This is a genomic window from Chromobacterium violaceum ATCC 12472 (assembly GCF_000007705.1).
Lineage (GTDB): Bacteria > Pseudomonadota > Gammaproteobacteria > Burkholderiales > Chromobacteriaceae > Chromobacterium > Chromobacterium violaceum.
This window is the reverse complement of sequence record NC_005085.1, coordinates 3,317,301-3,342,382: the sequence shown is the minus strand read 5'-3', so window position 1 is coordinate 3,342,382 and position 25,082 is coordinate 3,317,301. Positions and strand designations below refer to the sequence as shown.

Here is a 25,082-nt window from a genome sequence, read left to right as displayed (position 1 = left end):
TTGCAAAGAAAATGTCGGTTTTGGCGCGACAACAAGGACTGCGCCGCCTGCGTGGCGGACGCGGCCCATGCCTGGAGCCGGGCCGGACTCGGGAGCGGTTCGTCGATGAAGACGAGTCGATCCGGCCGAGGCTGCAATGAAAAGGAATGGGGATACATGAGGAACACAATATGGCCAGGTATCTGACACTTGAACGGCTGGGAAAGTCGGCCATCATCACGCTTTCCAACCTGCCTGCCAATCTGCTGACGACCGATGGCCTGAACGAGCTGACGGCGACGCTGCAGGCGTTGAATGCGGATGACGACGTGCGTTCGGTGGTGATTACCGGCGCCGGCGACGCGTTTTTTTCCGCCGGAGCGGATTTGAAGCAGTTCGCCGCAGGCGACAAGGCGGCGGCGGACACCTTGCTGCAGGCCTTCGCCGACACGCTGCAGGCGATACGCGCCTATCGCGGCGTGACTGTGGCAGCGGTGAACGGTTTCGCGCTGGGCGGCGGTCTGGAGTGCGCGCTGGTGTGCGACTACATCATCGCCGAGCGGGGCGCCAAGCTGGGCCTGCCTGAAGCCAAGGTCGGACTGATTCCGGCCGCCGGGGGCACCAAGACGCTGGCCGACAAGGTGGGCGTGTCCTGGGCCAAGCGCATCATTCTGGGCGGCGAGGTGGTGTCGGCCGAGCAGGCGCTGAAGATAGGCCTGATCGAAGAGGTGGTGGATCAGGGCTTCGCCAAGATCGTCGCGGTCAGCCTGGCCAACAAGGTCGCAGGACAGAGCCCGGCCGCGGTGGCGGTGGCGCGCAAGCTGATCGAGGATAGCCCCAACCTGACCCTGGACGAGCATCTGAAGCGGGAACGCGCGGCGACGCTGGGCCTGGTCGGCGGCTCGGAGCAGCTCGACGGCGTGGCGGCTTTCCTGGCCAAGCGCGCGCCAAGCTGGGCGCAGGACGACGACGATTGAGCCGTCGCCGCCTTTGCGAGCCGATATGACAAAAGCCGCCTGCGCGCAATATTCGCCGCAGGCGGTTTTGTTTTGGCCGCGCCCGACGTGTTAGCCTAGGCGACATTTGGCATAATCCGGCCGAAGATGTCTTCGGCCGGCACGCAGGGGAGAGCATGGAAATCTACCAGTTGCGCACCTTCGTCACCGTGGCGCAGCAGGGCCATCTGACGCAGGCGGCCGAGCTGCTGCACCTGTCGCAGCCGGCGGTGACCGCGCAGATCAAGGCCTTGGAAGAAGAAGTGGGCATGCCGCTGTTCGAGCGCAACGCCGGCGGCGTCAGCCTCACCCGGGCCGGGCAGGAGCTGCTGCCTCAGGCTCAGGGCGTGCTGGCCGCGGCGCGCGACATCATCAACCACGCCAAGCAGCTGAAGGGACAGTTGTCCGGCCAGGCGCGCGTCGGCGTGACGCTGATGCCGGACATCCTGAAGCTGGGGCCATGGGTGGCCGCGCTGGTGAGCGCGCACCCGTTGCTGGAGGTGCAGTTGACCCACGGCGTGTCGGTGGACGTGCTCAATCTGGTGCGCAAGAAGGAACTGGACGCCGGCTTCTACCTGGGCAAGAACCCTTATATGAACGTCAGCACCGTGCCCTTGCAGACGCTGGATTTCCGCGTCGCGCTGCCGCCTGCCTGGGCGGGGCAGATGGCGTCGGGAAAGCTGAAGGATTTGGGCAAGCTGCCCTGGGTGGGCATTTCGCAGTTTTCCAGCCTGTCCAAGATCACCGCGGAGTTGTGGCGCGAGATCAATATCTCGCCTAAAAAGGTGGCGGAGAGCGATCACCTGGCCGTGATACTGGAGCTGGTGGCCGCCGGCGTCGGCGCGGCGCTGGTGCGCGAGGAAGAGGCCTTGGCATGGGAGGCGGAAGGGCGCGTCTGGCTGGTGCCCGATTTGCGCAAGCGAGCCGAATTGCAGTTCGTCTACCCGGCGGACCGGGCCGGCGATCCGGTGCTGGAGACCTTGTTGAGAGAGCTGCTGGCGGTCTGGGGACTGCCCTGTCCGCAAGCTTGAGTCCGGGCGCGTCGGCGCCGTCGAATGGGGAGGCCGCATGGCCAGTTGGATAGTCGGAGCGATGGAAACGTATCGCGGCGCGGTGGAGCAGGGGCAGCGCCGCTGGCTGGACGCGCAGCAGGAGGCCTGCAGCTGTTGGCTGTCGTCGATGCAGCCGGGCTTTCCCTTGTCCGAACGGGAAATGGCGAGGCGGATAGACGGCGGTTTGCTGGCGGGCGCCTCGATATGGCAGGCCCAGGCCGACATCCAGCGCGGATGGATGCTGGCCGCGGAGAAAGTGTGGACCGAGATGGGACGCAGCATCGCGCGGCAGCTGCCGGATGACGGCGCGGCGCCGATCGCGGCGGTGCGCCAGGCGCTGGAGGTGGGCTGCGTTTCCGGCGCGGCGATCTCCACCGCGTCGCGTCAGGCAGGCCATTTCGCCGCCACCAGCTTCTCCGGCATCCCGCTGAAGACCGCGCGCGACGTGCGGCGGGTGTTGAGGCAGAGGTAAGCCTGTTACGCATTCACGATCTCCGAGGGCGAGCGTTCTTGTTGACGTCGCCCAAAGGAGAGTGAAAATGAAAGTTCGACTGATCTTAAGTTGCGTTTTGGCGCTGGCGTCCGCGGCTTCGCAGGCTGGCATCGTCTTCGAGAACGGCTGGGATGCGCCAGCCAACAGCAATGTCCAAGCCTATACCCGGCAGGGCGCAGAGACGTACCTATCGGGTTACAGCGACGACTTGAAGCAGATGATAGAAAAGAGCGCTTGCAAGCTGACTGTGGTCAAAGGGTGCCACCAACCCAATGACCGGCATTTCACGGTCAAGGGCACGGGATCGGGCAAATCCTGCAAAAGCATCTACGCGGGGTCGGGCAGCGTGCACATTCCTTGCTGAGGTTTGCGTTCGAAAGGAGACGGCTCGCGGCGCGCGGGCTGTTTTTTATCGGGGGGGAATGTCGGCAAGAGGCTTGGCGGGATGTCTTTTTGCCGTATCTGACAAGGGGAACGCATGTACATCCTGGGGGCCTGCCACTGCGGCAATATTTCCTTCGAACTGGACTGGCCGGACGACGACGCCATCCCGGCGCGACGCTGCGGCTGCGGCTTCTGCCGCAAGCATGGCGGCGTATGGACCGCCTCGCCCGGCGGCAGGCTGGCGGTAACGCTGCGCGATCGCCGGCGGGTATCGCATTACCGTTTCGGCACCGGCACCGCCGATTTCCACATCTGCTCCGATTGCGGCGTCGCGCCGCTGGTCACCAGCGAGATCGGCGGCCGCTTGCACGCCGTGGTCAGCGTCAATGCCTTCGAGACGCCGGATCTGCCGCTGGGCGACGCGGTCGATGTCTCTTTCGATGGCGAAAGCGAAGCGGAAAGGCTGGCGCGCCGCGCCCGCAACTGGATTCCCGATGTCCGTTTCGCCTGATCGTTCCGCCATTGTCCGCCTTGAAGCCTTGCCGTCCGCCGTGTTGGCCGATTTGGCCGCCGGCAGGCGGCCGACGGGTTTGCGCCGCGCTTGCGAGGAGGGCGCCTTGCCGCCGCCGGAAGTGGCGAGGCGGGCGCTGCGCTTGCAGGCTGAGGGCGTGGAGGCGCGCTGGAGCCTGCCTTATGCCATGATCGATGAGGGTGGCGCCCTGGTCGGCGCCTGCGGCTTCAAGGGACCGCCCAGCCTGGGCGTGGTGGAAATCGGCTATGCGGTGGCGCCCTCGCGGCGCGGGCGCGGCATCGCCGCCGCCGCCGTGGCGCAATTGCTGCAGAAGGCTGCGGCCGGCGGCGCGCGCCGGGTGCTGGCCAGGATCAATCCGGACAATGCCGCGTCGTCCCGGGTGGCGGACAAACTGGGTTTCGTCCGCGGCGAGGTGGCGTTGGACGACGACGGCGAGCCGTTGGCGCAGTGGCTGTGGCCGGCGGCGATCGATTTTCCCGTTGATGGAGACGCATCATGAAGCTGATAGGCATGCTGGACTCCCCCTATGTGCGCCGCGTCGCGATTTCCCTGCAATTGCTCGGCCTTCCGTTCGAGCACCAGCCCTTGTCGGTGTTCAGCGCCTTCGACCGTTTCCGCGAGATCAACCCGGTGGTGAAGGCGCCCACGCTGGTGTGCGACGACGGCACGGTGCTGATGGATTCCACATTGATTCTGCAATACGCCGAGTCGATCGCGCCGGAACGCAGCCTGCTGCCGTCCGATCCGCGGCGGTTGCTGCAGAGCCTGAGGGTGACCGGGCTGGCGCTGGTGGCCTGCGAGAAGAGCGTGCAGGTCGTCTACGAGCGCAAGCTGCGGCCCGAGGACGCGCGCTACCCGCCCTGGCTGGAGCGGATCAGCGGCCAGCTGCTGGCCGCTTACGACGAGCTGGAGCGGGTGTTTGCGTCCGGCTGGCCGGACATCGACGGCGGCGTCATCGACCAGGCCGCGCTGACCACCGCTGTCGCCTGGCGCTTCAGCCGGCGGATGACGGCGGACATCGTGCCGGAAACCCAGTATCCGGCGCTGGCCGCCCTGTCCGCCCGGGCGGAGGCGCTGGACGCGTTCCAGGCGGCGCCGTTCGGCGACGGCGTGTGCCGCGCGGTTCGCTGACGCCGACGTAGCCGGGGCGCGAAAAAACGCCGCCGCATCCCTGAGGATGCGGCGGCGTCGTCTTTTGCGCTGCAGGGGTTTTACTTCGGATGCGCGCCGGCGGCGACGATGCCGCGCACCTTGGCCACGTCGCCGGCGGCCACCGGGCTGGCGGCGTTGCCCCAGCTCTGGCGCATGTAGGTGAGCACGTCGGCCACTTCCTGGTCGCTCATCTGCTGCGCGTAACCGGGCATGCTGTATTCCCAGGCCAGGTGGCGGGTGCGGGCGTTGACGCCGCCTTCCAGCACCACGCGGATCAGCGAGGTGGCGTCGCGCGCCATCACCGCCGAGCTGCCGGCGAGCGCCGGCACCACCTGGTCGTGGCCCTGGCCGTTGGCCTGGTGGCAGGTGGCGCAGTTCTCGAAGAACAGCGCGGCGCCGGTGCGCACCGGCGCGACGTCGGCCGCGCCCGCGCCGGGCAGGCTCTTCAGGTAGACGGCGATCGCCGACAGGTCGGCGGCGTTGATGTGCTGGCTGCTGTAGTGCACCACTTCCGCCATCGGGCCGAAGGCCGCGGTGTGGCGGTTGCGGCCGGTCTGCAGGTATTGCACCAGCTCTTCGGCCGACCAGCCGCCCAGGCCTTCGCGCGCGTCGCCGGTCAGGTTGCCGGCGTACCAGCCGGCCAGCTGCGCGCCGGTCAGGTAGCCCGGTTTCTTGTCGCTCAGCGCCACCTCCTGGAAAGCGGCGCCGCGCGGGGTGTGGCAGGTGCCGCAGTGGGCCATGCCCTGCACCAGATAGGCGCCGCGGTTCCATTCAGCGCTCTTGCCCGCGTCGGGCTGGTAGCGGCTGTCGTCATGGAACATCCAGCGCCACAGCGTCAGCGGCCAGCGCATGGACAAGGGCCACGGGATGTCGCTGTCGCGATTGGCCTGCTTCACCGGCTGCACGCCGTGCATGAAATAGGCGTACAGGTCGCGCATGTCGTCGTCGTTGATGCGCGCGAACGAGGTGTAGGGCATGGCCGGGTACAGCGAATGGCCTTCCTTGGCCACGCCGCGGCGCAGCGCGCGGGCGAAGTCCTCGTAGCTGTAGTCGCCGATGCCGGTTTCCTTGTCCGGCGTGATGTTGGTGGAGTAGATCTTGCCCACCGGGGTGTCCATCGGCAGCCCGCCGGCGTTTTCCTTGCCGCCGGGCGCGCTGTGGCAGGCGATGCAGTCCGACACGCGGGCGAGGTAGGCGCCGCGGCGCACGCCCTCGGTGTCGACATGCGCCTGGGCGGCGTTCGCCGCGCAGGCCAGCAGGGCCGCGAGGCCCAGGGTTTTCATCAGTTTCATCACGGTGTTCCTGTCAGCTCAGCTCGTTGACGGCGCGCCATGCCTGGTCGATGGCGGCGTGGGTGTACGGGTTCCAGTCGGAGTCGGAGTTGGCGATCGCCACCTTGCCGGCCGGACGGCGGGCGGCGGCGATGATGCGCTTGGACTCTTCTTCGTCGTCGTACATCGAGTTGAGGAAGTAGGAATAGCCGTGCGACCAGCGGTTGACGGTGATGGCCGCGATGTCGCGGTTGTGGTCGAAGCCTACGGGGCCCAGGATGCGCTGCAGCTGGCTGCGGATCATGTTCTCGTGTTCGGAGAACGGCATGGCCAGCAGTTTGGCGCGGCCCATCTTCCACTGCGTGCGCGGGTCGAGGTTGGAGCCGGCGATGGTGGGCACGTAGACCATGTGCAGGCACATCGGCTCGGACGGCTTGCGCGGGTGCTGGTAGCCGCCCAGGTCCACCGGATAATCCATCTTGATGCGGCTGTACGGCATGGACGGGCAGTACAGCTCGTGCACGCCCAGCTTCATGAAGCTGTCCCAGTGCTTCAGCACCACCTTGGTGTAGACCAGCGGCGCCTTGACGTTCATCGCCAGCGCCTGCTTCTGATCGTTTTCCAGCTCCGGCATGATGTGCGGGATCATCATGTTGTAACAGGCCATCACTACGTGGCGGCCCTGCACGCGGCGCAGCCTGCCGCCCTTGTCCAGGTAGCCGACGTCCACCGGGCCCTTGGCGTTCTCCACGCGCACCACGGTGCTGTTCAGCCGCAGCCGCACCGGGTTTTCGGGCAGGTCCAGCTTGCTGTAGTCGAAGCGGGCCAGCACGATGTCGTTCATGTCCTTTCCCGGCGCCGCCTGCGGGATCATCTTGCGCACCAGGAGGCGGGCGATGGAGGCGTTGCCGTCCGGGAAGTGGTAGATGTAGGGGTCGCGCAGCTCGGCTTCCGCCTCGGCGCTGATCTTGCCCAGGCCGGCCACGCCGTGGAAGCCCGGCAGGTCCAGGTTGCGCGCGTCCAGCGCCGGCAGGCCGTCGATGCCCACGGCCTGGAAGTCGTTGCTGCGCGACTGGAAGAAGCGGATCGCGGTGGCGCTCAGGCCGACGTGGCGGGACAAATAGGTGCTGTAGCTGATCTTGGCGAGGTAAGCCTCGCGCTTGTTCTTGGGCATGTCGCCCAGGTAGTCGCGGGTGCTGGTGTGCAGGGCGATCAGCGCGTCGCGGTCTTTCTTGGACATCGGGAAGTCGTTGATGAAGTCGCGGATCGGGCGCGCGTTCAGGCGCTTGGGGTCGATGTCGTCCGCCACCTGCAGATAGGGGTCGCCGCCGACGGTCTTGTCCACGCCGAAGTCTTCTTTGTTGAAGAACACGCCGCGCGACAGCTTGAGGTCGGGGTAGAAATTGCGGTGGAAGTGGCTGGCCAGTCCATCGATGTCGATGGTCAGTTCCTTCATCAGCGCCAGCGCTTCCTTGCTGAACACGTGCTTGGGCGATTGCAGCGATTCGGTGCCGCCGTAGCCCAGCATCAGGCGGTTGCCGACCTTGAACTCGTTGCGCTTGGCGTGGCCGCCGAAGTCGTCGTGGTTGTCCAGGATCAGCACCTTGGCCTGCGGGTGCTTCTTGCGGTAGTAGTGGGCGGCCGCAAGGCCGCTGATGCCGCCGCCGACCACCACCAGGTCGTAATGTTCTTCGACTTTGGCGCCGCCCAGGTTGACGGCATGGTGGGCGCGGCCCAGCTTGTGCGCGTTCTCGAACGAGCCGTCATGGTTGCCGCGCAGGCCTGTGAGCGAAGGCGGGTAGTAGCTGGCGCTGATCTGTCGGGGTGCGGCACGGAGAATTTCCAGCGGAGTGAGCCCGGCAGCCACCGTCAGCGCAAAACCGTTGAGAAAGTCTCGTCGGGTAATGGACATGGCTTTTCCTGTGTTGTCATTGGAATAAACCAGCAGCCTCTGCGTGCTGTCTGGCGTTCCATTATAACAAATTGTAAAAATTGTTAATTTTTATGCGGGAGGGATGGCTGGACCGCAATAAGCTGGCGAGGCCGCGGGAAAGAAAGGGACAGGCCCGGCTGAGCCGGGCCTGGGAGGATGCCGCGCGCAAGCGGGCGAGATCAGGCCTGGGGGATTCTCTTCTTCAGCAGGCCCAGCGCCAGCGCGGTGACGGCGGTGCCGGCGGCGAGCGCCGCCAGGTAGCTGGCGAGGTGTTCGACCGCGTTGGGGATGGGCAGCACGAACACGCCGCCGTGCGGCACTTTCAGTTCCACGCCCATGGTCATCGAGACGGCGCCGGCCAGCGCCGAGCCGGCCATCAGCGCCGGAATCACGCGGAAAGGATCGCGCGCGGCGAAGGGGATGGCGCCTTCGCTGATGAAGGCCAGGCCCAGCACGGCGGCAGCCTTGCCGGCCTCATGCTCGTCGACGGTGAAGCGGTCTCGGAACAGGCGGGTGGCCAGCGCGATGCCCAGCGGCGGCGTCATGCCGGCGGCCATCACCGCCGCCATCGGCGTGTAGACCTGGCTGGCGATCAGGCCGGTGGCGAAGGCGTAGGCCGCCTTGTTGACCGGGCCGCCCATGTCGAAGGCCATCATCGCGCCCAGCAGCGCGCCCAATGCCAGCGCGCTGCTGCCCTGCATGCCCTTCAGCGCGTCGGTCAGCGCCGCCAGCACGGCGGCCACCGGCTGGCCCACCACGTAGATCATCAAGAGGCCGGTCAGCAGCGAGCCCAGCACCGGCAGGATCAGCACCGGCTTCAGGCCGTCCAGATGCTGGCCCAGCTGGATGCGGCGGTTCAGCTCCCGCGTGCCGTAGCCTGCGATGAAGCCGGCGACGATGCCGCCGAGGAAGCCCGATCCCAGGCTGGCGGCCAGCATGCCGCCCACCATGCCGGGGGCGATGCCGGGGCGGTCGGCGACGGAGTAGGCGATGTAGCCGGCCAGTATCGGCACCATCAGCGCGAATGCCGATTTGGCGCCGATCTGGAACAGCGACCAGGCCAGCGTGCCCTTGTGCGCGTCGTCGAAGGCGTAGATGCCGCCCAGCGCGAAGGCGAGCGCGATCAGGATGCCGCCGGCGGTGACGAAGGGCAGCATGAAGGACACGCCGGTCATCAGGTGGCGATAGGGGCCGTCCTTGGTTTTCTCCTTGCCGGCGGCCTGGGCGGCGGGCGCGGCCGCGCCGCTCCAGGGCTGCGCCTCCGCTATCGCGCGGCGGATCAGCGCCTTGCCGTCGCCGATGGCGGCCTTGGTGCCGCTCTTGAACAGCCGTTTGCCGGCGAAGCGGTCCAGCTGCACCTGGGTGTCGGCGGCGATCACCACCAAGTCGGCGGCGGCGATCTCGGCGTCGGTCAACGCGTTCTGCGCGCCGACCGAGCCCTGGGTTTCCACCCGCATCGCGTGGCCCAGCGCCTTGGCGCCCTGGACCAGCCCCTCGGCCGCCATGAAGGTGTGGGCGATGCCGGTGGGGCAGCCGGTGATGGCGACGATGCTGAGCGCGCGCTCGGCAGCCGCGGCGCCGTCCAGCTGCGCGGCCGGATCGGCCAATACCGCGTCCAGCGTGGCGCGGCGCGCGGGTTTTTGCCCGGCGCGGGCGTCGTCGGGACAGTCCACCAGCAGGATCTGGCTGGCGGCCTGCAGGATGTCAGCGCCCAGCGCGGGCTGGCCGTCTATCTCGATGTCTATCCGTTTGCCCTGCCGCTGGGCGGCCTGGCGCAGCGCTTCGGCGGCCAGCCTGGCCTGGGTGCTGCGCTCCGGGGCGCGGATGATGGCGACGATGCTCATGTGTTTCCCCTGTTTCTGGGCGGACGCGGCTCAGGCCGCGGCCAGGGTTTGCAGGCTGACGGCGGCGGCCTGCTCTCGTATCTGTTGTTCCGGCGGCAGGTGCGGGCCGACGCGTTGCAGCTTGGCGGCGGCGAAGGCCACCGCCAGCGTCAGGCTGTCCGCGGCGTTCAGCCCCTGGCTTCTGGCGGCGGCCAGGCCGGCCACCAGCGCGTCGCCGGCGCCGACGGTGCTCAGCGGCCGCTGCGGCGGCAGGCTGGCCAGCAGCGCCGCGTCGGCGTCCACCAGCAGCGCGCCCAGTTCGCCCAGCGACACCACCACCCGGCCGACGCCCATCCGCTGCAAGCCGCGCGCGCAGCGGACCACGTCGTCCAGGCCGGGCAGCGGGCGGCCTGCCCATTGCGCCAGCTCATCGCGATTGGGTTTCACGCAGTCGGGCAGCGCCTCCGGCGGATTGGCCAGCGCGGCCGCCAGCGGCGAGCCGCTGCTGTCCACCAGCACCCAGGCGCCTTGCCGCTTCAGCTGCGCGCACAGCCGGGCCAGCGCGTCGCGCGGCAGGCCGGGCGGCAGGCTGCCGGCCAGCACCGCCAGGTCGCCGGCGCCGAGATGGGCGAGGCCGGAGGCCAGCGCCTGCAGCTCGGCCTCGCCGGTTTCCGGGCCGGGCAGGTTGATGTCGGTGGTGTCGCCGGTTTCGAGATCGGCCAGCTTGATGTTGACGCGGCAGGCGCCGGCCACCCGCAGCATGCGGTCGTCTATGCGCTTGGCGGCGAACAGCTGCTCGAAGGGGCCGCTGTTGTCGCGGCCCAGCAGGCCGTGGGCGTGGACCGGCAGGCCCCAGTCGGCCAGGCAGGAGGCGACGTTGACGCCCTTGCCGCCAGCGTTGACGTGGGCGGCGCGCGCCAGGTTGACGGCGCCGGTCCGCAAGGCGTCCAGGGTCACGGTCTGGTCGAGCGCCGGATTGGGGGTGACGGTGTGTATCGCGCCGCTCATGCCAGCGCCTCCAGCAATTGCCGCACTTCCTCGGCGCTGTCGCAGGCGAGCGCCTGCTCCGCCAGCTCGCGCAGCCTGGCGTGGCTGTGGCGGCGCAGCATCGCCTTCACCGCGGCGATGTCGTGCGGGCTCATCGACAGCTCGTCCACGCCCAGGCCGGCCAGCACCGCCGCGCCCTGCGGATCGCCGGCGATGCCGCCGCACACGCCCACCCAACGGCGGTGCGCCGCCGCGCCTTGCACGGTCTGGCGGATCAGCCGCAGCACGGCGGGGTGGAGGCTGTCGGCCTCGGCGGCCAGCTCGGGGTGCTGGCGGTCCATCGCCAGCGCGTACTGGGTCAGGTCGTTGGTGCCGATGGAGAAGAAGTCGACATAGGGGGCGAACTGGTCGGCCAGCAGCGCGGCGGCCGGCACCTCCACCATGATGCCGATCGGCACCTGCGGCGCGTCCAGTTCCTTGCGCACGCCCTCGCACAGGCCCTTGAGGCGGGTGATCTCCTTCAGCGAGCTGATCATCGGGAACATGATGGATAGCGGCTTGCCGGCCTTGGCGGCGCGGTACAGCGCGCGCAGCTGCGGCTCCAGCAGCTCGCGGCGGGACAGCAGCAGCCGCGCGCCGCGCATGCCGAGGAAGGGATTGTCCTCATGCGGCAGGTTCAGATAGGGCACCTGCTTGTCGCCGCCGATGTCCAGCGCGCGGACGATCAGCGGCCGGCCTTGCAGCGCCTGCTGCATGGCCAGATAGGTGCGCAGCTGCTCTTCTTCGTCCGGCGCGGCCTCGCGTTCCAGGAACAGGAACTCGGTGCGCATCAGGCCCACGCCCTCGGCGCCGGCGTCCAGCGCGGCGGCGGCCTGGTCGGGGCGGTTGATGTTGGCGGCGATTTCGATGCGTTTGCCGTCGGCGGTCTGTCCGGGCTGCTGCCGTTCCGCCTGTTGTTTTTGCTGGTCTTCCAGCTGGCGCTGCTGCCAGGCGCGGGCGGAGGCGAGGTCGGCGTCGCCCGGATTCAGGTACAGCCGGCCGGCGTCGCCGTCCAGGATGGCGGGGCTGCCGTCGGCCACGTCCAGCAACGCCGCGCCGGCGGCCACCAGCGCCGGCAGGCCCAGCGTCCGGGCCAGGATGGCGGTGTGGGCGGTGGGGCCGCCTTGAGCGGTGGCCAACCCCTTGACGCGGGAAAGGTCCAGGCTGGCGGTGTCGGACGGCGAGAGATCGGCGGCCAGCAGCAGGGTGTCGGGGCCGAATTCGGCCGGCGCGCTGCCCTGCAGCGCCGGGTCCAGGTGGAACAGCACCCGACGGCCGACGTCGCGCAGGTCGGCGGCGCGCGCCGCCAGCAGCGGGTTGCCCAAGGCGGAGATTTTTTCCGCCAGGCGCTCCACCGCCTGATGCCATGACCACTCCACGCCGTGGCCGGCCACCATCAGCTGGCAGCTTAGCGTGATCAGGTCGGTGTCGTTCAGCAGTTCCGCCTGGGCACGGAAGATGCCGGCTTCGCCGGCGCCCAGGGTCGCCTGGGTGGAATCGGCCAGTTCGGCCAGCTGTTGGCGGGTGGCGGCCAGCGCTTCGTGCAGGCGGTCGCCGCCATCGGCCAGGCTGACGGGCCGGTCGGGCACTTGCAGCCGCTCTCCGGCCAGGACGCGCACGGTGCCGATGGCGAGGCCCGGACTGGCGGCGATGCCGGGCAGGGAAATCAAAGATCCGGCCGGCTGCCAGCCGGCGGTTTTGCGCGCGCCGGCGGCGCGCTGAGCGGCGATGGCCGCCGCGGTCTGCTCCGCCAGGCTGGCTTCGCGCATCGCCTTCAGCAACTGGCGCACGCCTTCCTCGGCCTGCGGGCCGCGGGCGGATACGGCGACCAGGTCGCCCTGGCGCAGGCCCAGCTGCAGCAGCGAGATCAGGTTCTTGGCGTCGGCGGCGCGGCCGCCGTGGCGCACCTGCAATTGGGCCGGACTGCGCCGCGCTGCCTCCACCCACAGCGCGGCGGGGCGGGCGTGCAAGCCGTTGGGGTAGTCGAGCCGCCATTCGTCCCGCACGTCCAGGTCTTGCGCCTCGACGTCCGCTTGCGGGGTTTCCGCCGGTTGTTCCAGCGCGGCGATCAGGTCGGCGCTGTCCCGGGTGGAAAACAGCGGCAGCAGCCTGGCCTCGTCTTGCAGCAGCCGCGTCAGCTGGCGCAGCAGCACCAGGTGGTCGTCGGAACGCGCGGCGATCGCGCACAGCAGGTGGGTGCGCTGGCCGGGGTTCCATTCCAGTCCGGCTGGAATCTGCAGGATGGCGACGCCGGTGCGCAGCACCATCGCGCGGTCTTCCACCATGCCGTGGGGAATGGCGATGCCGTTGCCCAGGTAGGTGTTGGCTACCGCCTCCCGGCGCAGCAGGCTGTCTATGTAATCGGGCGCGATGCAGCCGGCGTCGGCCAGCATGCGGCCGGCCTCGCGGATGGCGGCCTCTTTGCCGGCGGGCTGGCAGCCCAGGCGTATCAGTTGCGGAGTGAGCAGGGCGTCGGACACGGCGTACCTCGTTCTTGGACTCGATATGGCTGGCATTGAAAACGATTACATTTTTGCTGTCAATCGGACAGAACTGGTTAAAATCAAACTTGTCGCGCAATTCGGAAAACTGTGGCGATTTTGCGCTTGCCAGCGCGGCGCGCGCTGGTGCAGCATCGCTTTCTTCAATTGAAAACGATTTCTCAGTCATGACTACCAGCATCAAGGATGTCGCGTTGTTGGCCGGCGTATCGGTGGCCACCGTGTCGCGCGTGCTGGGCAACGGCCCGGTCAGCGCCGCGCTGCGCGCCAAGGTGGAAGCCGCCGTCGCCCAGAGCGGCTACCGGCCCAACCTGTCGGCGCGGCGGCTGCGCTCTCAGCACACGCATACCATAGGCCTGATCGTGTCAGACATCCGCAATCCGTTTTTCACTTCGGTGAGCCGGGCGGTGGAGGACGTCGCCTACCGGTCGGGCATGCGCGTGATCCTGTGCAATACCGACGAGAACCCGGACAAGGAGGCGATGTACCTTCGGCTGATGCAGGAGGAGCGGGTGAGCGGGGTGATCTTCGCCGCCACGCGCGCCACCGCCGATTCGCTGGACGTCGCCGGTCTGGGCTTCCCTGTGGTGATGATAGACCGCGCCGGACCTTCCGCCCGCTGCGACGCGGTGCTGCTGGACAACCGCACAGCGGCGGCCGAACTGGTCGATCACCTGATCGGGCGCGGCTACCGGCGCATCGGCGGCCTGTTCGGCAATACCAGCAGCACCGGGGCCGAGCGGCACGCGGGCTTCCAGGAGGCGATGGAAAGGGCGGGCCTGGCGGCTGCGGCGCGCTTCGTCGCGCCCAGCGCCGAGGCGGCGCAGGCGGCGGTGGCGGGCTGGTTGCGGGAGGCGGGCGCGCCTGAGGCGCTGATCGCCAGCAACGGCCTATTGCTGCTGGGCGCGGTGAAGGCGGTGCGGGCGGCCGGCATCGCCGTGCCGGGCGAACTGGCGCTGGCGGGCTTCGACAACGATAGCTGGACCGAACTGGCGGATCCGGGCATGACGGTGATCGAGCAGCCGGTCGACGAGATCGGCCGCGCGGCGATGGAAATGCTGCTGGAGCGGCTGCAGCAGCCGGAGCGGCCGCTGCGCAAGGTGGTGTTGGCCGGCCGGCTGGTGGCGCGCGGCTCCAGCCGGACCAGGAACTGAATCAGCGCATCGGGCCGGTCAGCCGGGTCAGCGTGTCATCCTTGAGGAAACGGTGATGCCATACCGCGGCGGCGGCGTGCAGTATGCTCAGCCACAGCAGCACATTGCCCAGCAATTCGTGGATCTCCTTCAGCTCCTTGCCCAGCGGCGGATCGTTGGGCATGAAGGCGGGGAGCGCCAGGCCGAACAGGGCGACTTCGCGGCCATTGGCCTGGATGAAGGCGATGCCCAGGATCGGCAGGGCCAGCATCAGCGCGTACAGCGCCCAGTGGCCGGCGTGGGCCAGCAGATTCATGGCCGGGCTGGGCGCGGGCTCGATGGCGGGCGGGGGATTGCCCAGCCGCCAGGCCAGCCGCGGCAGCACCAGCAGCAGGACGATCAGCCCGGCCTGGACATGGGCGTAGCCCAGGCCGCTGCGGAGCGGGTCGCCCTTGGGGAAATTGCCTTTCAGTTCGATGAAGACCAGCGCGGCGATCACCGCCAGCGCGCACAGCCAGTGCAGGGCGCGGGCGATTCCGCCGTAACTGTGAGAGGTGTTGCGCAACATGTCGGCTCCTGTTGTTTTGGTTGGAACATGCTGCAAGCTTAGCCGCTCAAGCTTAAGCAGGTCTTAATCCATTTCAATGGGAGGGGAAATGCCGCGCGCCTCGGCGTCGCGGATGACGCCTGCCTTGTCCGCCGGCCGCCAGCCTTCCGGCTTCAACACCTTGCCGTCGGCGCGGCGCACCACCTTGCCATCGACGCATTTGCGCAGATTGGCGTCGTGTATCGCCTCGCACATCGCTTCCAGCGGCAGACCCTGCGACAGCAAGAGGCCGCACACCACGTTGAGCACGTCCACCGCCTCGGCGGTCAGCTCGGCCCGGCTGTGACGCTGCTGTTCGGGGGATTGCGCCGGCAGCGCGCGGTACTCGGCCAGGGCCTGCTGAAGTTCGGCCACTTCCTCGTCCAGCATGGTCTGCCACATCGCCAGCTGTTCGGGCTGGAATTCGGGGCGGGAGGGGGAGGGGAGGTCGAAGCGCCGCATGAAATCGCGGCGCATCCGGAACAGATCGCTCATCGTTAGACTCCTTTGTGATGCATATATTGTGGAGTCTATCGATTAAATCATCAATATATTGCGATTATTGCGCCTGCAGCGCGGCCAGCGCCTGGAAGTAGCCCGGGAAGGTCTTGGCCACGCAGCCCGGGTCGTTGATGACGACCGGCGCGCCCAGCAGCGAAACCAGCGAGAAGCACATCGCCATCCGGTGGTCGTCGTAGGTGTCGATCTCGGCGTTCGGCGTCAGCGCGGCCGGCGGGGTGACGCGGATGTAGTCCGGCCCTTCTTCCACCGTCGCGCCCACCTTGCGCAGCTCGGCCGCCATCGCCGACAGGCGGTCGGTTTCCTTCACCCGCCAGCTGGCGATGTTGCGCAGCGTGGTGGTGCCGTCGGCGGCCAGCGCGGCCACCGCCAGCGTCATCGCCGCGTCCGGGATGTGGTTGCAGTCCAGATCGATCGCCTTGAGCCTGCCTTCGGCGCGGGCCTCGATCCAGTTGTCGCCGAGGCGCACCGATGCGCCCATCCGCTCCAGCGCTTCCGCGAAACGCACGTCGCCCTGGATGCTGGCCTCGCCGACGCCCTCCACCCGCACCGGTCCGCCGGCCAGCGCGCCGGCCGCCAGGAAATAGGACGCGCTGGAGGCGTCGCCTTCGACGTAGACTTCGCCCGGCGAGATGTAGTGCTGGCCGCCGGGAATGACGAAGCGCTGCCAGCCGTCGCGTTCGACGCGCACGCCGAAGCGGGCCATCAGGTTCAGCGTGATTTCGATATAGGGTTTGGAGATCAGCTCGCCCACCACTTCGATCTCGGCCTGGCCGCCGGTCAGCGGCAACGCCATCAGGAGGGCGGTGAGGAACTGGCTGGAAACATTGCCTTTCACCTGGATGGGGGCGGCGCAGCGCACGTCCGCCGGGGAAACGGCGAGCGGCGGGAAGCCGGGCTGGCCCAGGTATTCGATGCGGGCGCCGGCGGCGTTCAGCGCGTCCACCAGGTCGCCGATCGGGCGCTCGTGCATGCGCGGCACGCCGGATAGTTGGTAACTGCCGCCCATCAGCGCCAGCGCCGCGGTCAGCGGCCGGAAGGCGGTGCCGGCGTTGCCGAGAAACAATTCGGCGTTCTTCACCGGGAAGACGCCGCCGCAGCCCTGGACGCGGAAGTCCCGGCTGTCTCCTTGTTGCTCGATCTTCACGCCCAGCAGCTTCAGCGCGCTCAGCATGTGGCGGATGTCGTCGGAGTCCAGCAGGTCGCGCACCAGCGTGCTGCCGCCTGACAACGCGGCCAGCAGCAGCGTGCGGTTGGAGATGCTCTTGGAGCCGGGCAGCTTGATGGAGCCGGCGAGGCGGGTGCAGGGATTGAGATGCAGTTGTTCCATGAGGCGGGCGCGTTCTGTGTTCGGATGATGGATGCTAAGCAGCGGACACTGTAACCGCCATGGCGCGATGGTGGCAATCATGCGGCGCGCATTCCGCCCACTCGGCGAAGCCCGCTTCGGTTACAATGCCCGGTTTGACCGGCCCGTTCTTCCCGCGACGCGCGGCGGATCCGGCCGGGTCTCGGCAGAATGCAACAGGATCAGATTTCGATGACAGTTCCGGTGATTACCATCGACGGCCCGTCCGCTTCCGGCAAGGGCACGGTGGCGGCCCAGGTCGCCGCGCGCCTCGCCTTCCATTACCTCGACTCGGGCTCGCTGTACCGGCTGCTGGCGCTGCACGCGCGCCGCCGCGGCATCGCCTGGGACGACGAGCCGGCGCTGGCCAGAGCCGCCGCCGCCTTGCCGGTGGAGTTCTCCGACGGCGCGGTGTGGCTCGAAGGCAACGACGCCAGCCAGGATATCCGCGCCGAGGAAATCGGCATCGGCGCGTCCAAGGTGGGCGCGCTGCCGGCCGTGCGCGCCGCGCTATTGCAGCGCCAGCGCGATTTTTGCGAAGCGCCGGGCCTGGTGACCGATGGCCGCGACATGGGTTCGGTGGTGTTTCCGGACGCGACTTTGAAGATTTTTTTGACCGCCAGCGCGGAAGAAAGGGCGAGTCGCCGTCATAAGCAGTTGATCGGCAAGGGGGAATCTGCTAACCTCGCACAGATTATGCAGGACATTATCGATCGGGACGCGCGCGATGCCGCCCGGCCGGTAGCGCCGCTGCGCCAGGAGCCGGACGCCTTTTTGCTCGATACCACGGAGCTGACCATAGACCAGGCGGTCGACAAGGTCCTCGAGTGGTTTGAGGAAAAACAAGCTTCCGGCCATTGATTTTTTGTACGGCCGTTTTTGCTGCAATGCGGAAACGGCCCTGTTTTCAACCCTAACCCCGCAAGCCGCAAGGCCTGCAACCGAGAGTACGCTTGATGACTACCCTCTCCATGGAAAACTTCGCTCAACTGTTCGAGGAAAGCCTCACCCTGCACGACATGCGCGTGGGCGAAGTGATCACTGCTGAAGTCGTGGCAGTTGATTCCAACTTTGTTACCGTGAACGCCGGCCTGAAGTCCGAATCCCTGATTCCGGCCGAAGAGTTCAAGAATGACCAAGGCGTGGTCGAAGTCGCCATCGGCGACTTCGTGACCGTCGCCATCGACGCGCTGGAAAACGGCTTCGGCGAGACCAAGCTGTCCCGCGAAAAAGCCAAGCGCATGGCCGCTTGGGTCGAGCTGGAAGAAGCGCTGGAAGCCGGCACCATCCTGTCCGGCATGATCAGCGGCAAGGTGAAGGGCGGCCTGACCGTCATGGTCAACGGCATCCGCGCCTTCCTGCCGGGTTCCCTGGTCGACGTGCGCCCGGTGAAAGACACCACCCCGTACGAAAACAAGCAGATCGAGTTCAAGGTTATCAAGCTGGATCGCAAGCGCAACAACGTCGTGGTTTCCCGCCGCTCCGTGCTGGAAGAAACCCTGGGCGAAGAGCGCAAGGCGCTGCTGGAAACCCTGAAAGAGGGCGCAGTCATCAAGGGTATCGTCAAGAACATTACCGACTACGGTGCGTTCGTTGACCTGGGCGGCATCGATGGCCTGCTGCACATCACCGACCTGGCATGGCGCCGCGTGAAGCACCCGTCCGAAGTTCTGGCCGTGGGCGACGAAGTGGAAGCCAAGGTACTGAAGTTCGACCAAGAGAAGAACCGCGTATCCCTGGGCCTGAAGCAACTGGGCGAAGATCCGTGGGTGGGCCTGTCCCGCCGCTACCCGTCCGGCACCCGCCTGTTCGGCAAGGTGACCAACCTGACCGACTACGGCGCGTTCGTGGAAATCGAGCAAGGCATCGAAGGCCTGGTGCACGTGTCCGAAATGGACTGGACCAACAAGAACGTACACCCGTCCAAGGTGGTTCAGGTTGGCGACGAAGTGGAAGTCATGATCCTGGAAATCGACGAAGACCGTCGTCGCATCTCCCTGGGCATGAAGCAGTGCCTGGCTAACCCGTGGAACGAGTTTGCCGACAACTTCCACAAGGGCGACAAGCTGAAGGGCGCGATCAAGTCCATCACCGACTTCGGCGTGTTCGTTGGCCTGCCGGGCGGCATCGACGGCCTGGTTCACCTGTCCGACCTGTCCTGGAACGAAGCCGGCGAAGAAGCCGTGCGCAAGTTCAAGAAGGGCGACGAGGTTGAAGCCGTTGTTCTGTCCATCGACGTGGAAAAAGAGCGCATCTCCCTGGGCATCAAGCAGCTGGAAGGCGATCCGTTCAACAACTTCGTTGCCATGAACGACAAGGGCGCTCTGGTGAAGGGTACCGTCAAGTCCGTTGACGCCAAGGGCGCGGTTATCGCTCTGGACGCCGACGTTGAAGGCTACCTGCGCGCTTCCGAACTGTCCCGCGACCGCGTGGAAGACGCTCGTTCCGTCCTGAAGGATGGCGACGCCGTCGAGGCCGTGATCGTTGCCGTGGATCGCAAGTCCCGCAACATCAGCCTGTCCATCAAGGCTAAGGACGCTCAAGAAGACAACGCCGCTCTGAAGAGCCTGGCCGTTGACAGCGCTTCCGCCGGCACCACCAACCTGGGTGCCCTGCTGAAGGCCAAACTGTCCGGTTCCAACGAGTAATAGCGTCATGACCAAATCTGAGCTGATCGCGAGGCTGTCGGAACGACTGGCCGAGCGCAATTCTCAGTTGGTCTACAAAGATGCTGAGTTGGCCGTCAAGACCATTCTGGACGCGATGGCCAACAACCTGGCGCAGGGAAGCCGCATCGAGATTCGCGGGTTCGGTAGCTTCGATCTGAACTACCGTCCGCCGCGGGTCGGCCGCAACCCGAAGTCGGGCGCCAGCGTCTCGGTTCCTGAGAAATACGTGCCTCATTTCAAGGCCGGCAAGGAACTGCGCGAGCGCGTGGACTTGTCCCTTCTGGAACAGACCCAGGCCTGATCGCAGTTTCATCGGTCCATATGCTAGAAAGCGCCGCGTTTGCGGCGCTTTTTTCATGCCTTCGCCGCTCGCGCGGCTTGGGTTGCGGCGGGCTATCGTTTAGAATTGCACTCCGGCAAACTCATCGAGCGATCCCATGCGATATTTGTTGCGCATCGTCGAACTGGCCCTGTTGTTGCTGCTGGTCGCCGTTACCGTGCAGAACAGCCACTCGGTCGAATTCAAACTGTTCTTCGGCCAATCGTGGTCGGCGCCGTTCATCGTGTTCCTGCTGCTGTTCTTCGTCGTCGGCGCCGCCGTCGGCCTGCTGGCCACCTTCAGCTTCTACCTGAAAACCCGCCGCGAGCTGTCCCAGCTGAAAAAAGAGCTGCGCAACCGCCCGCCCGCCAGCAAGGTGGTCAGCGATCCCAGCGACGCGATCGCCGATTGAGCCTGTCTTCCGGGGCCATGACCTTGGCCCTGTTCTATCATCCCGAAAGGATTGCTGTTGGAACTCGATTTGTGGTGGCTGCTGCTGTTTCCAGCCTTCTTCGGCCTGGGCTGGTTCGCGGCCCGGGTGGACATGCGCACCGTGCTGAAGCAGGCGAAATCGGTGCCGATTTCCTATTTCCGCGGGCTGGACGCGCTGGTGGACGACAAGACCGACGTCGCGGCGCAGGCCCTGGCGGAGGTGGCGCGCCAGCAGGGCTCGGCGCTTGAGTTGCAGCACATCCTGGGCAAGCTGTACCGCAAGCGCGGCGAGAACGACCGCGCGATCCGCCTGCATCAGCAGATGCTGGACTCGTCGGATCTGCCCGGCGAACAGCGCGACCTGGTGCGCAACGAACTGGCGCAGGACTTCCGCAAGGCCGGGCTGGTCGATCGCGCTGAGGAAATCCTGCTCAAGCTGTTGAACGGCAACATGGCATTGGCGGCGCGCCGCCAGCTGCTGGACATCTACCAGCAGGACCGCGACTGGAAGAAGGCGATCGAGACCGCGCGCGAGCTGCGCAGCGACGCGCACTCGTTCCAGCACGAGGTCGCGCAGTTCTACTGCGAACTGGCGCAGGGCGAGCTGTACAAATCCGACCATAGCCAGGCTAGGCAGTACGTCGCCGAGGCGTTGGCCGCCAACCGCAAATGCGTGCGCGCCAGCCTGATCCTGGGCGATATCGAGTTCGCTGAGGGCAATCTGGAGGCGGCCATCGCCGCCTGGCAGAGCATCGAGAAGCAAAACTACGAATACCTGGCGATGGCGGCCGAGCGGCTGTTCGACGCCTACGAGAAACTGGGCCGGCCGCTGGAGGGCATCGCGCTGCTGCGCGGCTATCAGCGCACCTTCCCGCAGCTGGAGCTGACCGACCTGCTGTACCAGAAGATCGCCACCTACGACGGCGAGGCCAAGGCTTTGGAAGGCGTGCGCGAAGCGGTTCACGCGCGTCCCAGCCTGGCCGGCGTGTACCGGATGATAGAGGCGCAGATGGACGAGCTGTCCCCGGAAGGGCGGATGGACGCCGAGGTGGCGCGCGCGCTGATCCTCAAGCATTCGCAGCGCCTCAGCGTGCACCGCTGCAAGTGCTGCAATTTCCGCTCGCGAGCCTTCTTCTGGCACTGCCCGGCCTGCGGCGAATGGGAAAGCTTCACCGCCAACCGTTCGGAAAACTGAATCACTCGGCGCGCGCTGTCTTGATGGCGCGCGCCGCGCAATATGGAATGATGGAGCATCGATGAATCCTCTGATCGCACAGGGCGAAAGCCGGACGACGTCCCCGGTGGTGGTGGCGCTGGATTTCGCCGACGCGGACGGCGCGCTCGCCTTCGCCAGCCGCCTGGATCCGGCGGAATGCCGGCTGAAGGTCGGCAAGGAGCTGTTCACCTCCAGCGGCCGCCACTTGGTCGAATCGCTGGCCGCGCGCGGCTTCCAGGTTTTCCTGGACATGAAATTCCACGACATCCCCAATACCGTGGCCCAGGCCTGCAAGGCCGCGGCCGAGTCCGGCGTGTGGATGGTCAACGTCCACGCCTCCGGCGGCCGCCGGATGATGGAGGCCGCGCGCGAGGCGCTGGCCGGCTACAGCCAGCGCCCGCTGCTGATCGCGGTGACGGTGTTGACCAGCATGGAGGCGTCGGACCTGGCCGAGGTCGGCATCGCCGCCACGCCGCAGGAGCACGTGCTGCGCCTGGCCACGCTGACCCGCGATTGCGGCCTGGACGGCGTGGTGTGCTCGGCGCAGGAGGCCGCGATGCTGAAGCTGGCGCTGGGCCGCGATTTCAAGCTGGTGACGCCGGGCATCCGTCTCGCCGACAGCGCCGGCGACGACCAGCGCCGCGTGATGACGCCGACCGCCGCCTTGGCCGCCGGCTCGGACTATCTGGTGATCGGCCGGCCGATCACCCGCGCCGCGGACCCGTTGGCCGCGCTGCGCGCCATCAATCAAGACATTTCCGTATTCCTGGGTAAACAATCATGAAAGTAACGGTAATTGGCTCGGGCTATGTCGGCCTGGTGACCGGCACCTGCCTGGCCGAGACCGGCTACCACGTCTGCTGCCTGGACGTGGATCCGCGCAAGATCGAGATTCTGCAAAGCGGCGGCATTCCCATTTTCGAGCCGGGCCTGGAAGACATGGTGAAGCGCAATGTGGCGGCAGGCCGCCTGCACTTCACCACCGACGTCGCCGCGTCGGTCGCCTTCGGCGACATCCAGTTCATCGCCGTCGGCACGCCGCCGGACGAGGACGGTTCCGCCGACTTGCAATACGTGCTGGCGGCGGCGCGCAACATCGCCCGCCACATGACCGACTACCGGGTGGTGGTGGACAAGTCCACTGTGCCGGTGGGCACGGCGGACAAGGTGCGCGCCGCCATCGCCGACGAGCTGGCGGCGCGCGGCGCCGACATTCCGTTCAGCGTGGTGTCCAATCCGGAATTCCTGAAGGAAGGCGCGGCGATCGATGACTTCATGCGGCCCGACCGCGTGGTGATCGGCGCCGACGACGACCGCGCGGCCGAGATCATGCGCCGCCTGTACAAACCGTTCCAGCGCAGCCATGAGCGCGTGCTGCTGATGGATGTGCGCTCGGCGGAACTGACCAAGTACGCGGCCAACGCGATGCTGGCCACCCGCATCTCGTTCATGAACGAGCTGGCCAATTTGGCCGAAACCATGGGCGCGGACATCGAACAGGTGCGCCAGGGCATGGGTTCCGATCCGCGCATCGGCTACCATTTCCTGTATCCGGGCGTAGGCTACGGCGGCTCCTGCTTCCCCAAGGACGTCAAGGCGCTGGTGCAGACCGCCAAGGAAAACGGCCACACGCTGCGCGTGCTGACCGCAGTGGAAGAGGCCAACGAGGTCCAGAAGCTGCGCCTGGTCGAAAAAGTGGTTTCCCGTTTCGGCGAAGATCTGTCCGGCCGCCGTTTCGCGTTGTGGGGCCTGGCGTTCAAACCCAATACCGATGATATGCGCGAAGCGCCCAGCCGCGTGATCGTCGAGGAACTGACCCGCCGCGGCGCCGAGATCGTCGCTTTCGACCCGGTGGCCGCCCACGAGGCGCAGCGGGTGATGACAGGGGTCAACGGCATCGCGTTCGCCGAAGACATGATGAAGGCGCTGCAGGACGCGGACGCGCTGCTGATCGTCACCGAATGGAAGATGTTCCGCGCGCCGGATTTCGAGGCGGTCCGCCGCAGTCTGAAGCAACCGCTGATTTTCGACGGCCGCAATATGTACGATCCGGCGTGGCTGCGCGAGCAGGGCTTCGATTACCACGCCATCGGCCGCTGAGGTAAGCCATGGGTCTGATGCAGAATCTGGGGCTGGAGCCCGCCGCGCTGGCCGCCAGCCTGGCCAAGGCCAAGGTGTTGGTGGTCGGCGACGTGATGCTGGACCGCTACTGGTTCGGCGATGTGTCGCGCATCTCTCCGGAAGCGCCGGTGCCGGTGGCCAAGATAGGCCGCAGCGAGGAGCGCGCCGGCGGCGCCGCCAACGTGGCGCGGAACATCGCGGGCCTGGGCGGCAAGGCCACCATCCTGTCGGTGGTGGGGGACGACGAGGCGGCGGATGCGCTGGAACGCCTGCTGGGCGACGACGGCATCGTCACTTCGTTCAAGCGCGACGCCAACATCGCCACCACGGTGAAGTTGCGGGTGGTGGCGCGCCAGCAGCAGCTGATCCGGCTGGACTTCGAAGACGCGCCCAGCCATGAGATCCTGGCGGACAAGCTGGAGGAGTTCACCGACATCGTCGCCGCTCACGACGTGGTGATCCTGTCCGACTACGGCAAGGGCGGTTTGACCCACGTGGCCGAGATGATCCAGTTGGCCCGCGCCGCCGGCAAGCCGGTGCTGATCGATCCGAAGGGCGACGATTACAGCAAGTATGCCGGCGCCACGCTGCTCACCCCCAACCGCAGCGAGTTCCGCCAGGTGGCGGGAAGCTGGAAGGACGAGGCCAGTCTGACCGCCAAGGCCCAGGCGCTGCGCGCGGAGTTGAATCTCGATGCCTTGCTGGTGACCCGCAGCGAGGAGGGCATGACGCTGTTCCGCGCCGACGGCGCGCTGCATCAACCCACTTTCGCGCGCGAGGTTTATGACGTGTCCGGCGCCGGCGACACCGTGATCGGCACGCTGGGGCTGGCGTTGGCGGCCGGCCAGCCGCTGCCGGTGGCGATGAACTTGGCCAATGCCGCCGCGGGCGTGGTGGTGGGAAAATTGGGCACCGCCGTGTGCTCGCAGCAGGAACTGTTTGCCTTGTAAGCCGGCGCGCCGGTAGGAGACGCGATGACGAAGCTGACCGCGCAACAAGTGGAAGAGGTGCTGGCCTTCTGGTTCGACGCCAGCGACGATGGGGCCTTGAACCGGCCGCGCGAGGCCTGGTTCCGCCGCGACGACGCTTTCGACGCCGAAATCCGCCGCCGTTTCCTGCCGTTGTGGCAGGAGTTGGCGGCCGGAGAGCTGGCCATCGACGCCGGCGACGCCCGCGCGGCGCTGGCCTGGCTGATCGCGGCCGACCAGTTTCCGCGCAACCTGTTCCGCGGCGAGGCCCGCGCCTTCTCCAGCGACGTTCTGGCGAGGGAAGGCGCGCGTCTGGTCATCAGCCAAGGATTGGACCAGGCGCTGCCGCCGGTGGCGCGGGTGTTCGTCTACCTGCCGTTCGAACACAGCGAGGACATCGCCGACCAGCGACTGTCCTTGCGGCTGTTCCAGGCTTTGGACACGGCGCTGCCGGGCTCCAATTATTACGATTACGCGCAGCGGCATGAACGGGTGATCGCCGAGTTCGGCCGCTTCCCGCACCGCAACGCGGCGCTGGGCCGAACCAGCACGCCGGCCGAGCTGTCCTATCTGGCCCAACCCGGCGCGGGTTTCTGAATTTCCATCCGGGCCCGAGGGCCCGAAGCAGAA

25 protein-coding genes are annotated in these 25,082 nt (G+C 67.1%); 17 read left to right on the top strand and 8 right to left on the bottom strand.

Going from position 1 to position 25,082, the window contains the following annotated elements:
* Positions 1 to 170: 170 nt before the first annotated feature.
* From CV_RS15015 to CV_RS14985, 7 genes are all read left to right on the top strand, one after another.
* Positions 171 to 956 carry an enoyl-CoA hydratase gene (locus tag CV_RS15015; protein ID WP_043596422.1) on the top strand — a complete coding sequence of 262 codons (786 nt, stop codon included), beginning with the start codon at positions 171 to 173 and terminating at the stop codon, positions 954 to 956.
* Positions 957 to 1,111: 155 nt separating this feature from the next.
* Entirely contained in the window at positions 1,112 to 2,005 is an 894-nt protein-coding gene (locus tag CV_RS15010; protein WP_011136608.1) for a LysR family transcriptional regulator, read from the top strand.
* A gap of 61 nt (positions 2,006 to 2,066) precedes the next feature.
* A complete protein-coding gene (locus CV_RS15005; RefSeq protein ID WP_052278851.1) occupies positions 2,067 to 2,498 on the top strand; it encodes a hypothetical protein in 432 nt (143 codons plus the stop codon).
* Positions 2,499 to 2,565: 67 nt separating this feature from the next.
* Complete coding sequence (locus CV_RS15000) at positions 2,566 to 2,883, top strand: hypothetical protein (RefSeq protein ID WP_043615469.1); 318 nt, start codon at positions 2,566 to 2,568, stop codon at positions 2,881 to 2,883.
* A 114-nt stretch (positions 2,884 to 2,997) separates the two neighbouring features.
* Positions 2,998 to 3,414 carry a GFA family protein gene (locus CV_RS14995; RefSeq protein ID WP_011136606.1) on the top strand — a complete coding sequence of 139 codons (417 nt, stop codon included), beginning with the start codon at positions 2,998 to 3,000 and terminating at the stop codon, positions 3,412 to 3,414.
* Positions 3,398 to 3,934, top strand: coding sequence for a GNAT family N-acetyltransferase (locus CV_RS22270; protein WP_011136605.1), 537 nt, complete (start codon positions 3,398 to 3,400; stop codon positions 3,932 to 3,934). Before CV_RS14995 ends, CV_RS22270 begins: the two co-directional genes overlap by 17 nt.
* The gene (locus CV_RS14985) at positions 3,931 to 4,566 is read left to right on the top strand and encodes a glutathione S-transferase (RefSeq protein WP_011136604.1); all 636 of its coding nucleotides are present in this window, start codon (positions 3,931 to 3,933) and stop codon (positions 4,564 to 4,566) included. Before CV_RS22270 ends, CV_RS14985 begins: the two co-directional genes overlap by 4 nt.
* Before the next feature lie 80 nt (positions 4,567 to 4,646).
* Here the strand turns inward: CV_RS14985 and CV_RS14980 are convergent, their stop codons facing one another.
* From CV_RS14980 to ptsP, 5 genes are all read right to left on the bottom strand, one after another.
* The gene (locus CV_RS14980; protein WP_011136603.1) at positions 4,647 to 5,879 is read right to left on the bottom strand and encodes a cytochrome c; all 1,233 of its coding nucleotides are present in this window, start codon (positions 5,877 to 5,879) and stop codon (positions 4,647 to 4,649) included.
* A 13-nt stretch (positions 5,880 to 5,892) separates the two neighbouring features.
* Complete coding sequence (locus tag CV_RS14975; RefSeq protein WP_011136602.1) at positions 5,893 to 7,770, bottom strand: NAD(P)-binding protein; 1,878 nt, start codon at positions 7,768 to 7,770, stop codon at positions 5,893 to 5,895.
* A gap of 200 nt (positions 7,771 to 7,970) precedes the next feature.
* A complete protein-coding gene (locus CV_RS14970) occupies positions 7,971 to 9,635 on the bottom strand; it encodes a PTS fructose transporter subunit IIC (RefSeq protein WP_011136601.1) in 1,665 nt (554 codons plus the stop codon).
* Between the two features lie 30 nt (positions 9,636 to 9,665).
* On the bottom strand, positions 9,666 to 10,622 hold the full coding sequence (gene pfkB / locus CV_RS14965; RefSeq protein ID WP_011136600.1) for a 1-phosphofructokinase: 957 nt from the start codon (positions 10,620 to 10,622) through the stop codon (positions 9,666 to 9,668).
* On the bottom strand, positions 10,619 to 13,120 hold the full coding sequence (ptsP, locus tag CV_RS14960) for a phosphoenolpyruvate--protein phosphotransferase (protein WP_011136599.1): 2,502 nt from the start codon (positions 13,118 to 13,120) through the stop codon (positions 10,619 to 10,621). The genes pfkB and ptsP overlap by 4 nt, the downstream gene beginning before the upstream one ends.
* Before the next feature lie 188 nt (positions 13,121 to 13,308).
* Between ptsP and CV_RS14955 the strand changes: the two genes are divergently transcribed.
* Positions 13,309 to 14,295: a LacI family DNA-binding transcriptional regulator gene (locus CV_RS14955; RefSeq protein WP_011136598.1), complete on the top strand. Its 987-nt coding sequence runs from the start codon at positions 13,309 to 13,311 to the stop codon at positions 14,293 to 14,295.
* 1 nt (position 14,296) lies between these two features.
* Here the strand turns inward: CV_RS14955 and CV_RS14950 are convergent, their stop codons facing one another.
* From CV_RS14950 to aroA, 3 genes are all read right to left on the bottom strand, one after another.
* Positions 14,297 to 14,842 carry a cytochrome b gene (locus CV_RS14950; RefSeq protein WP_011136597.1) on the bottom strand — a complete coding sequence of 182 codons (546 nt, stop codon included), beginning with the start codon at positions 14,840 to 14,842 and terminating at the stop codon, positions 14,297 to 14,299.
* A 63-nt stretch (positions 14,843 to 14,905) separates the two neighbouring features.
* The gene (locus CV_RS14945; RefSeq protein ID WP_011136596.1) at positions 14,906 to 15,355 is read right to left on the bottom strand and encodes a nucleoside triphosphate pyrophosphohydrolase family protein; all 450 of its coding nucleotides are present in this window, start codon (positions 15,353 to 15,355) and stop codon (positions 14,906 to 14,908) included.
* A 64-nt stretch (positions 15,356 to 15,419) separates the two neighbouring features.
* Positions 15,420 to 16,709, bottom strand: coding sequence for a 3-phosphoshikimate 1-carboxyvinyltransferase (aroA, locus tag CV_RS14940; protein ID WP_043596417.1), 1,290 nt, complete (start codon positions 16,707 to 16,709; stop codon positions 15,420 to 15,422).
* Positions 16,710 to 16,919: 210 nt separating this feature from the next.
* Here aroA and cmk point away from each other — a divergent pair, with 210 nt between their 5' ends.
* From cmk to CV_RS14895, 9 genes are all read left to right on the top strand, one after another.
* Positions 16,920 to 17,588, top strand: a complete 669-nt coding sequence (gene cmk / locus CV_RS14935) for a (d)CMP kinase (RefSeq protein WP_011136594.1) — start codon at positions 16,920 to 16,922, stop codon at positions 17,586 to 17,588.
* A gap of 95 nt (positions 17,589 to 17,683) precedes the next feature.
* Positions 17,684 to 19,375, top strand: a complete 1,692-nt coding sequence (rpsA, locus tag CV_RS14930; protein ID WP_011136593.1) for a 30S ribosomal protein S1 — start codon at positions 17,684 to 17,686, stop codon at positions 19,373 to 19,375.
* Between the two features lie 7 nt (positions 19,376 to 19,382).
* The gene (locus tag CV_RS14925; protein ID WP_011136592.1) at positions 19,383 to 19,697 is read left to right on the top strand and encodes an integration host factor subunit beta; all 315 of its coding nucleotides are present in this window, start codon (positions 19,383 to 19,385) and stop codon (positions 19,695 to 19,697) included.
* 136 nt (positions 19,698 to 19,833) lie between these two features.
* Positions 19,834 to 20,127 carry a LapA family protein gene (locus CV_RS14920; RefSeq protein WP_011136591.1) on the top strand — a complete coding sequence of 98 codons (294 nt, stop codon included), beginning with the start codon at positions 19,834 to 19,836 and terminating at the stop codon, positions 20,125 to 20,127.
* 57 nt (positions 20,128 to 20,184) lie between these two features.
* Positions 20,185 to 21,342 (top strand): lipopolysaccharide assembly protein LapB, encoded by a 1,158-nt coding sequence (lapB, locus tag CV_RS14915; RefSeq protein WP_011136590.1) that lies wholly within the window; start codon positions 20,185 to 20,187, stop codon positions 21,340 to 21,342.
* Between the two features lie 61 nt (positions 21,343 to 21,403).
* Positions 21,404 to 22,147 (top strand): orotidine-5'-phosphate decarboxylase, encoded by a 744-nt coding sequence (gene pyrF / locus CV_RS14910; RefSeq protein ID WP_011136589.1) that lies wholly within the window; start codon positions 21,404 to 21,406, stop codon positions 22,145 to 22,147.
* A complete protein-coding gene (locus tag CV_RS14905) occupies positions 22,144 to 23,463 on the top strand; it encodes a UDP-glucose dehydrogenase family protein (protein ID WP_011136588.1) in 1,320 nt (439 codons plus the stop codon). Before pyrF ends, CV_RS14905 begins: the two co-directional genes overlap by 4 nt.
* 8 nt (positions 23,464 to 23,471) lie before the next feature.
* Positions 23,472 to 24,434: a D-glycero-beta-D-manno-heptose-7-phosphate kinase gene (gene rfaE1 / locus CV_RS14900; RefSeq protein WP_052278848.1), complete on the top strand. Its 963-nt coding sequence runs from the start codon at positions 23,472 to 23,474 to the stop codon at positions 24,432 to 24,434.
* 24 nt (positions 24,435 to 24,458) lie between these two features.
* Positions 24,459 to 25,049: a DUF924 family protein gene (locus tag CV_RS14895; protein WP_011136586.1), complete on the top strand. Its 591-nt coding sequence runs from the start codon at positions 24,459 to 24,461 to the stop codon at positions 25,047 to 25,049.
* Positions 25,050 to 25,082 lie beyond the last annotated feature (33 nt).

Excerpts from the sequence above, each read along its gene's own strand:
- CV_RS15015 (WP_043596422.1), top strand. The coding sequence starts at position 171 with ATGGCCAGGTATCTGACACTTGAACGGCTGGGAAAGTCGGCCATCATC.
- CV_RS15010 (WP_011136608.1), top strand. The coding sequence starts at position 1,112 with ATGGAAATCTACCAGTTGCGCACCTTCGTCACCGTGGCGCAGCAGGGC.
- CV_RS15005 (WP_052278851.1), top strand. The coding sequence starts at position 2,067 with ATGGAAACGTATCGCGGCGCGGTGGAGCAGGGGCAGCGCCGCTGGCTG.
- CV_RS15000 (WP_043615469.1), top strand. The coding sequence starts at position 2,566 with ATGAAAGTTCGACTGATCTTAAGTTGCGTTTTGGCGCTGGCGTCCGCG.
- CV_RS14995 (WP_011136606.1), top strand. The coding sequence starts at position 2,998 with ATGTACATCCTGGGGGCCTGCCACTGCGGCAATATTTCCTTCGAACTG.
- CV_RS22270 (WP_011136605.1), top strand. The coding sequence starts at position 3,398 with ATGTCCGTTTCGCCTGATCGTTCCGCCATTGTCCGCCTTGAAGCCTTG.
- CV_RS14985 (WP_011136604.1), top strand. The coding sequence starts at position 3,931 with ATGAAGCTGATAGGCATGCTGGACTCCCCCTATGTGCGCCGCGTCGCG.
- CV_RS14980 (WP_011136603.1), bottom strand. The coding sequence starts at position 5,879 with ATGAAACTGATGAAAACCCTGGGCCTCGCGGCCCTGCTGGCCTGCGCG.
- CV_RS14975 (WP_011136602.1), bottom strand. The coding sequence starts at position 7,770 with ATGTCCATTACCCGACGAGACTTTCTCAACGGTTTTGCGCTGACGGTG.
- CV_RS14970 (WP_011136601.1), bottom strand. The coding sequence starts at position 9,635 with ATGAGCATCGTCGCCATCATCCGCGCCCCGGAGCGCAGCACCCAGGCC.
- pfkB (WP_011136600.1), bottom strand. The coding sequence starts at position 10,622 with ATGAGCGGCGCGATACACACCGTCACCCCCAATCCGGCGCTCGACCAG.
- CV_RS14955 (WP_011136598.1), top strand. The coding sequence starts at position 13,309 with ATGACTACCAGCATCAAGGATGTCGCGTTGTTGGCCGGCGTATCGGTG.
- CV_RS14950 (WP_011136597.1), bottom strand. The coding sequence starts at position 14,842 with ATGTTGCGCAACACCTCTCACAGTTACGGCGGAATCGCCCGCGCCCTG.
- CV_RS14945 (WP_011136596.1), bottom strand. The coding sequence starts at position 15,355 with ATGAGCGATCTGTTCCGGATGCGCCGCGATTTCATGCGGCGCTTCGAC.
- aroA (WP_043596417.1), bottom strand. The coding sequence starts at position 16,709 with ATGGAACAACTGCATCTCAATCCCTGCACCCGCCTCGCCGGCTCCATC.
- cmk (WP_011136594.1), top strand. The coding sequence starts at position 16,920 with ATGACAGTTCCGGTGATTACCATCGACGGCCCGTCCGCTTCCGGCAAG.
- rpsA (WP_011136593.1), top strand. The coding sequence starts at position 17,684 with ATGACTACCCTCTCCATGGAAAACTTCGCTCAACTGTTCGAGGAAAGC.
- CV_RS14925 (WP_011136592.1), top strand. The coding sequence starts at position 19,383 with ATGACCAAATCTGAGCTGATCGCGAGGCTGTCGGAACGACTGGCCGAG.
- CV_RS14920 (WP_011136591.1), top strand. The coding sequence starts at position 19,834 with ATGCGATATTTGTTGCGCATCGTCGAACTGGCCCTGTTGTTGCTGCTG.
- pyrF (WP_011136589.1), top strand. The coding sequence starts at position 21,404 with ATGAATCCTCTGATCGCACAGGGCGAAAGCCGGACGACGTCCCCGGTG.
- CV_RS14905 (WP_011136588.1), top strand. The coding sequence starts at position 22,144 with ATGAAAGTAACGGTAATTGGCTCGGGCTATGTCGGCCTGGTGACCGGC.
- rfaE1 (WP_052278848.1), top strand. The coding sequence starts at position 23,472 with ATGGGTCTGATGCAGAATCTGGGGCTGGAGCCCGCCGCGCTGGCCGCC.
- CV_RS14895 (WP_011136586.1), top strand. The coding sequence starts at position 24,459 with ATGACGAAGCTGACCGCGCAACAAGTGGAAGAGGTGCTGGCCTTCTGG.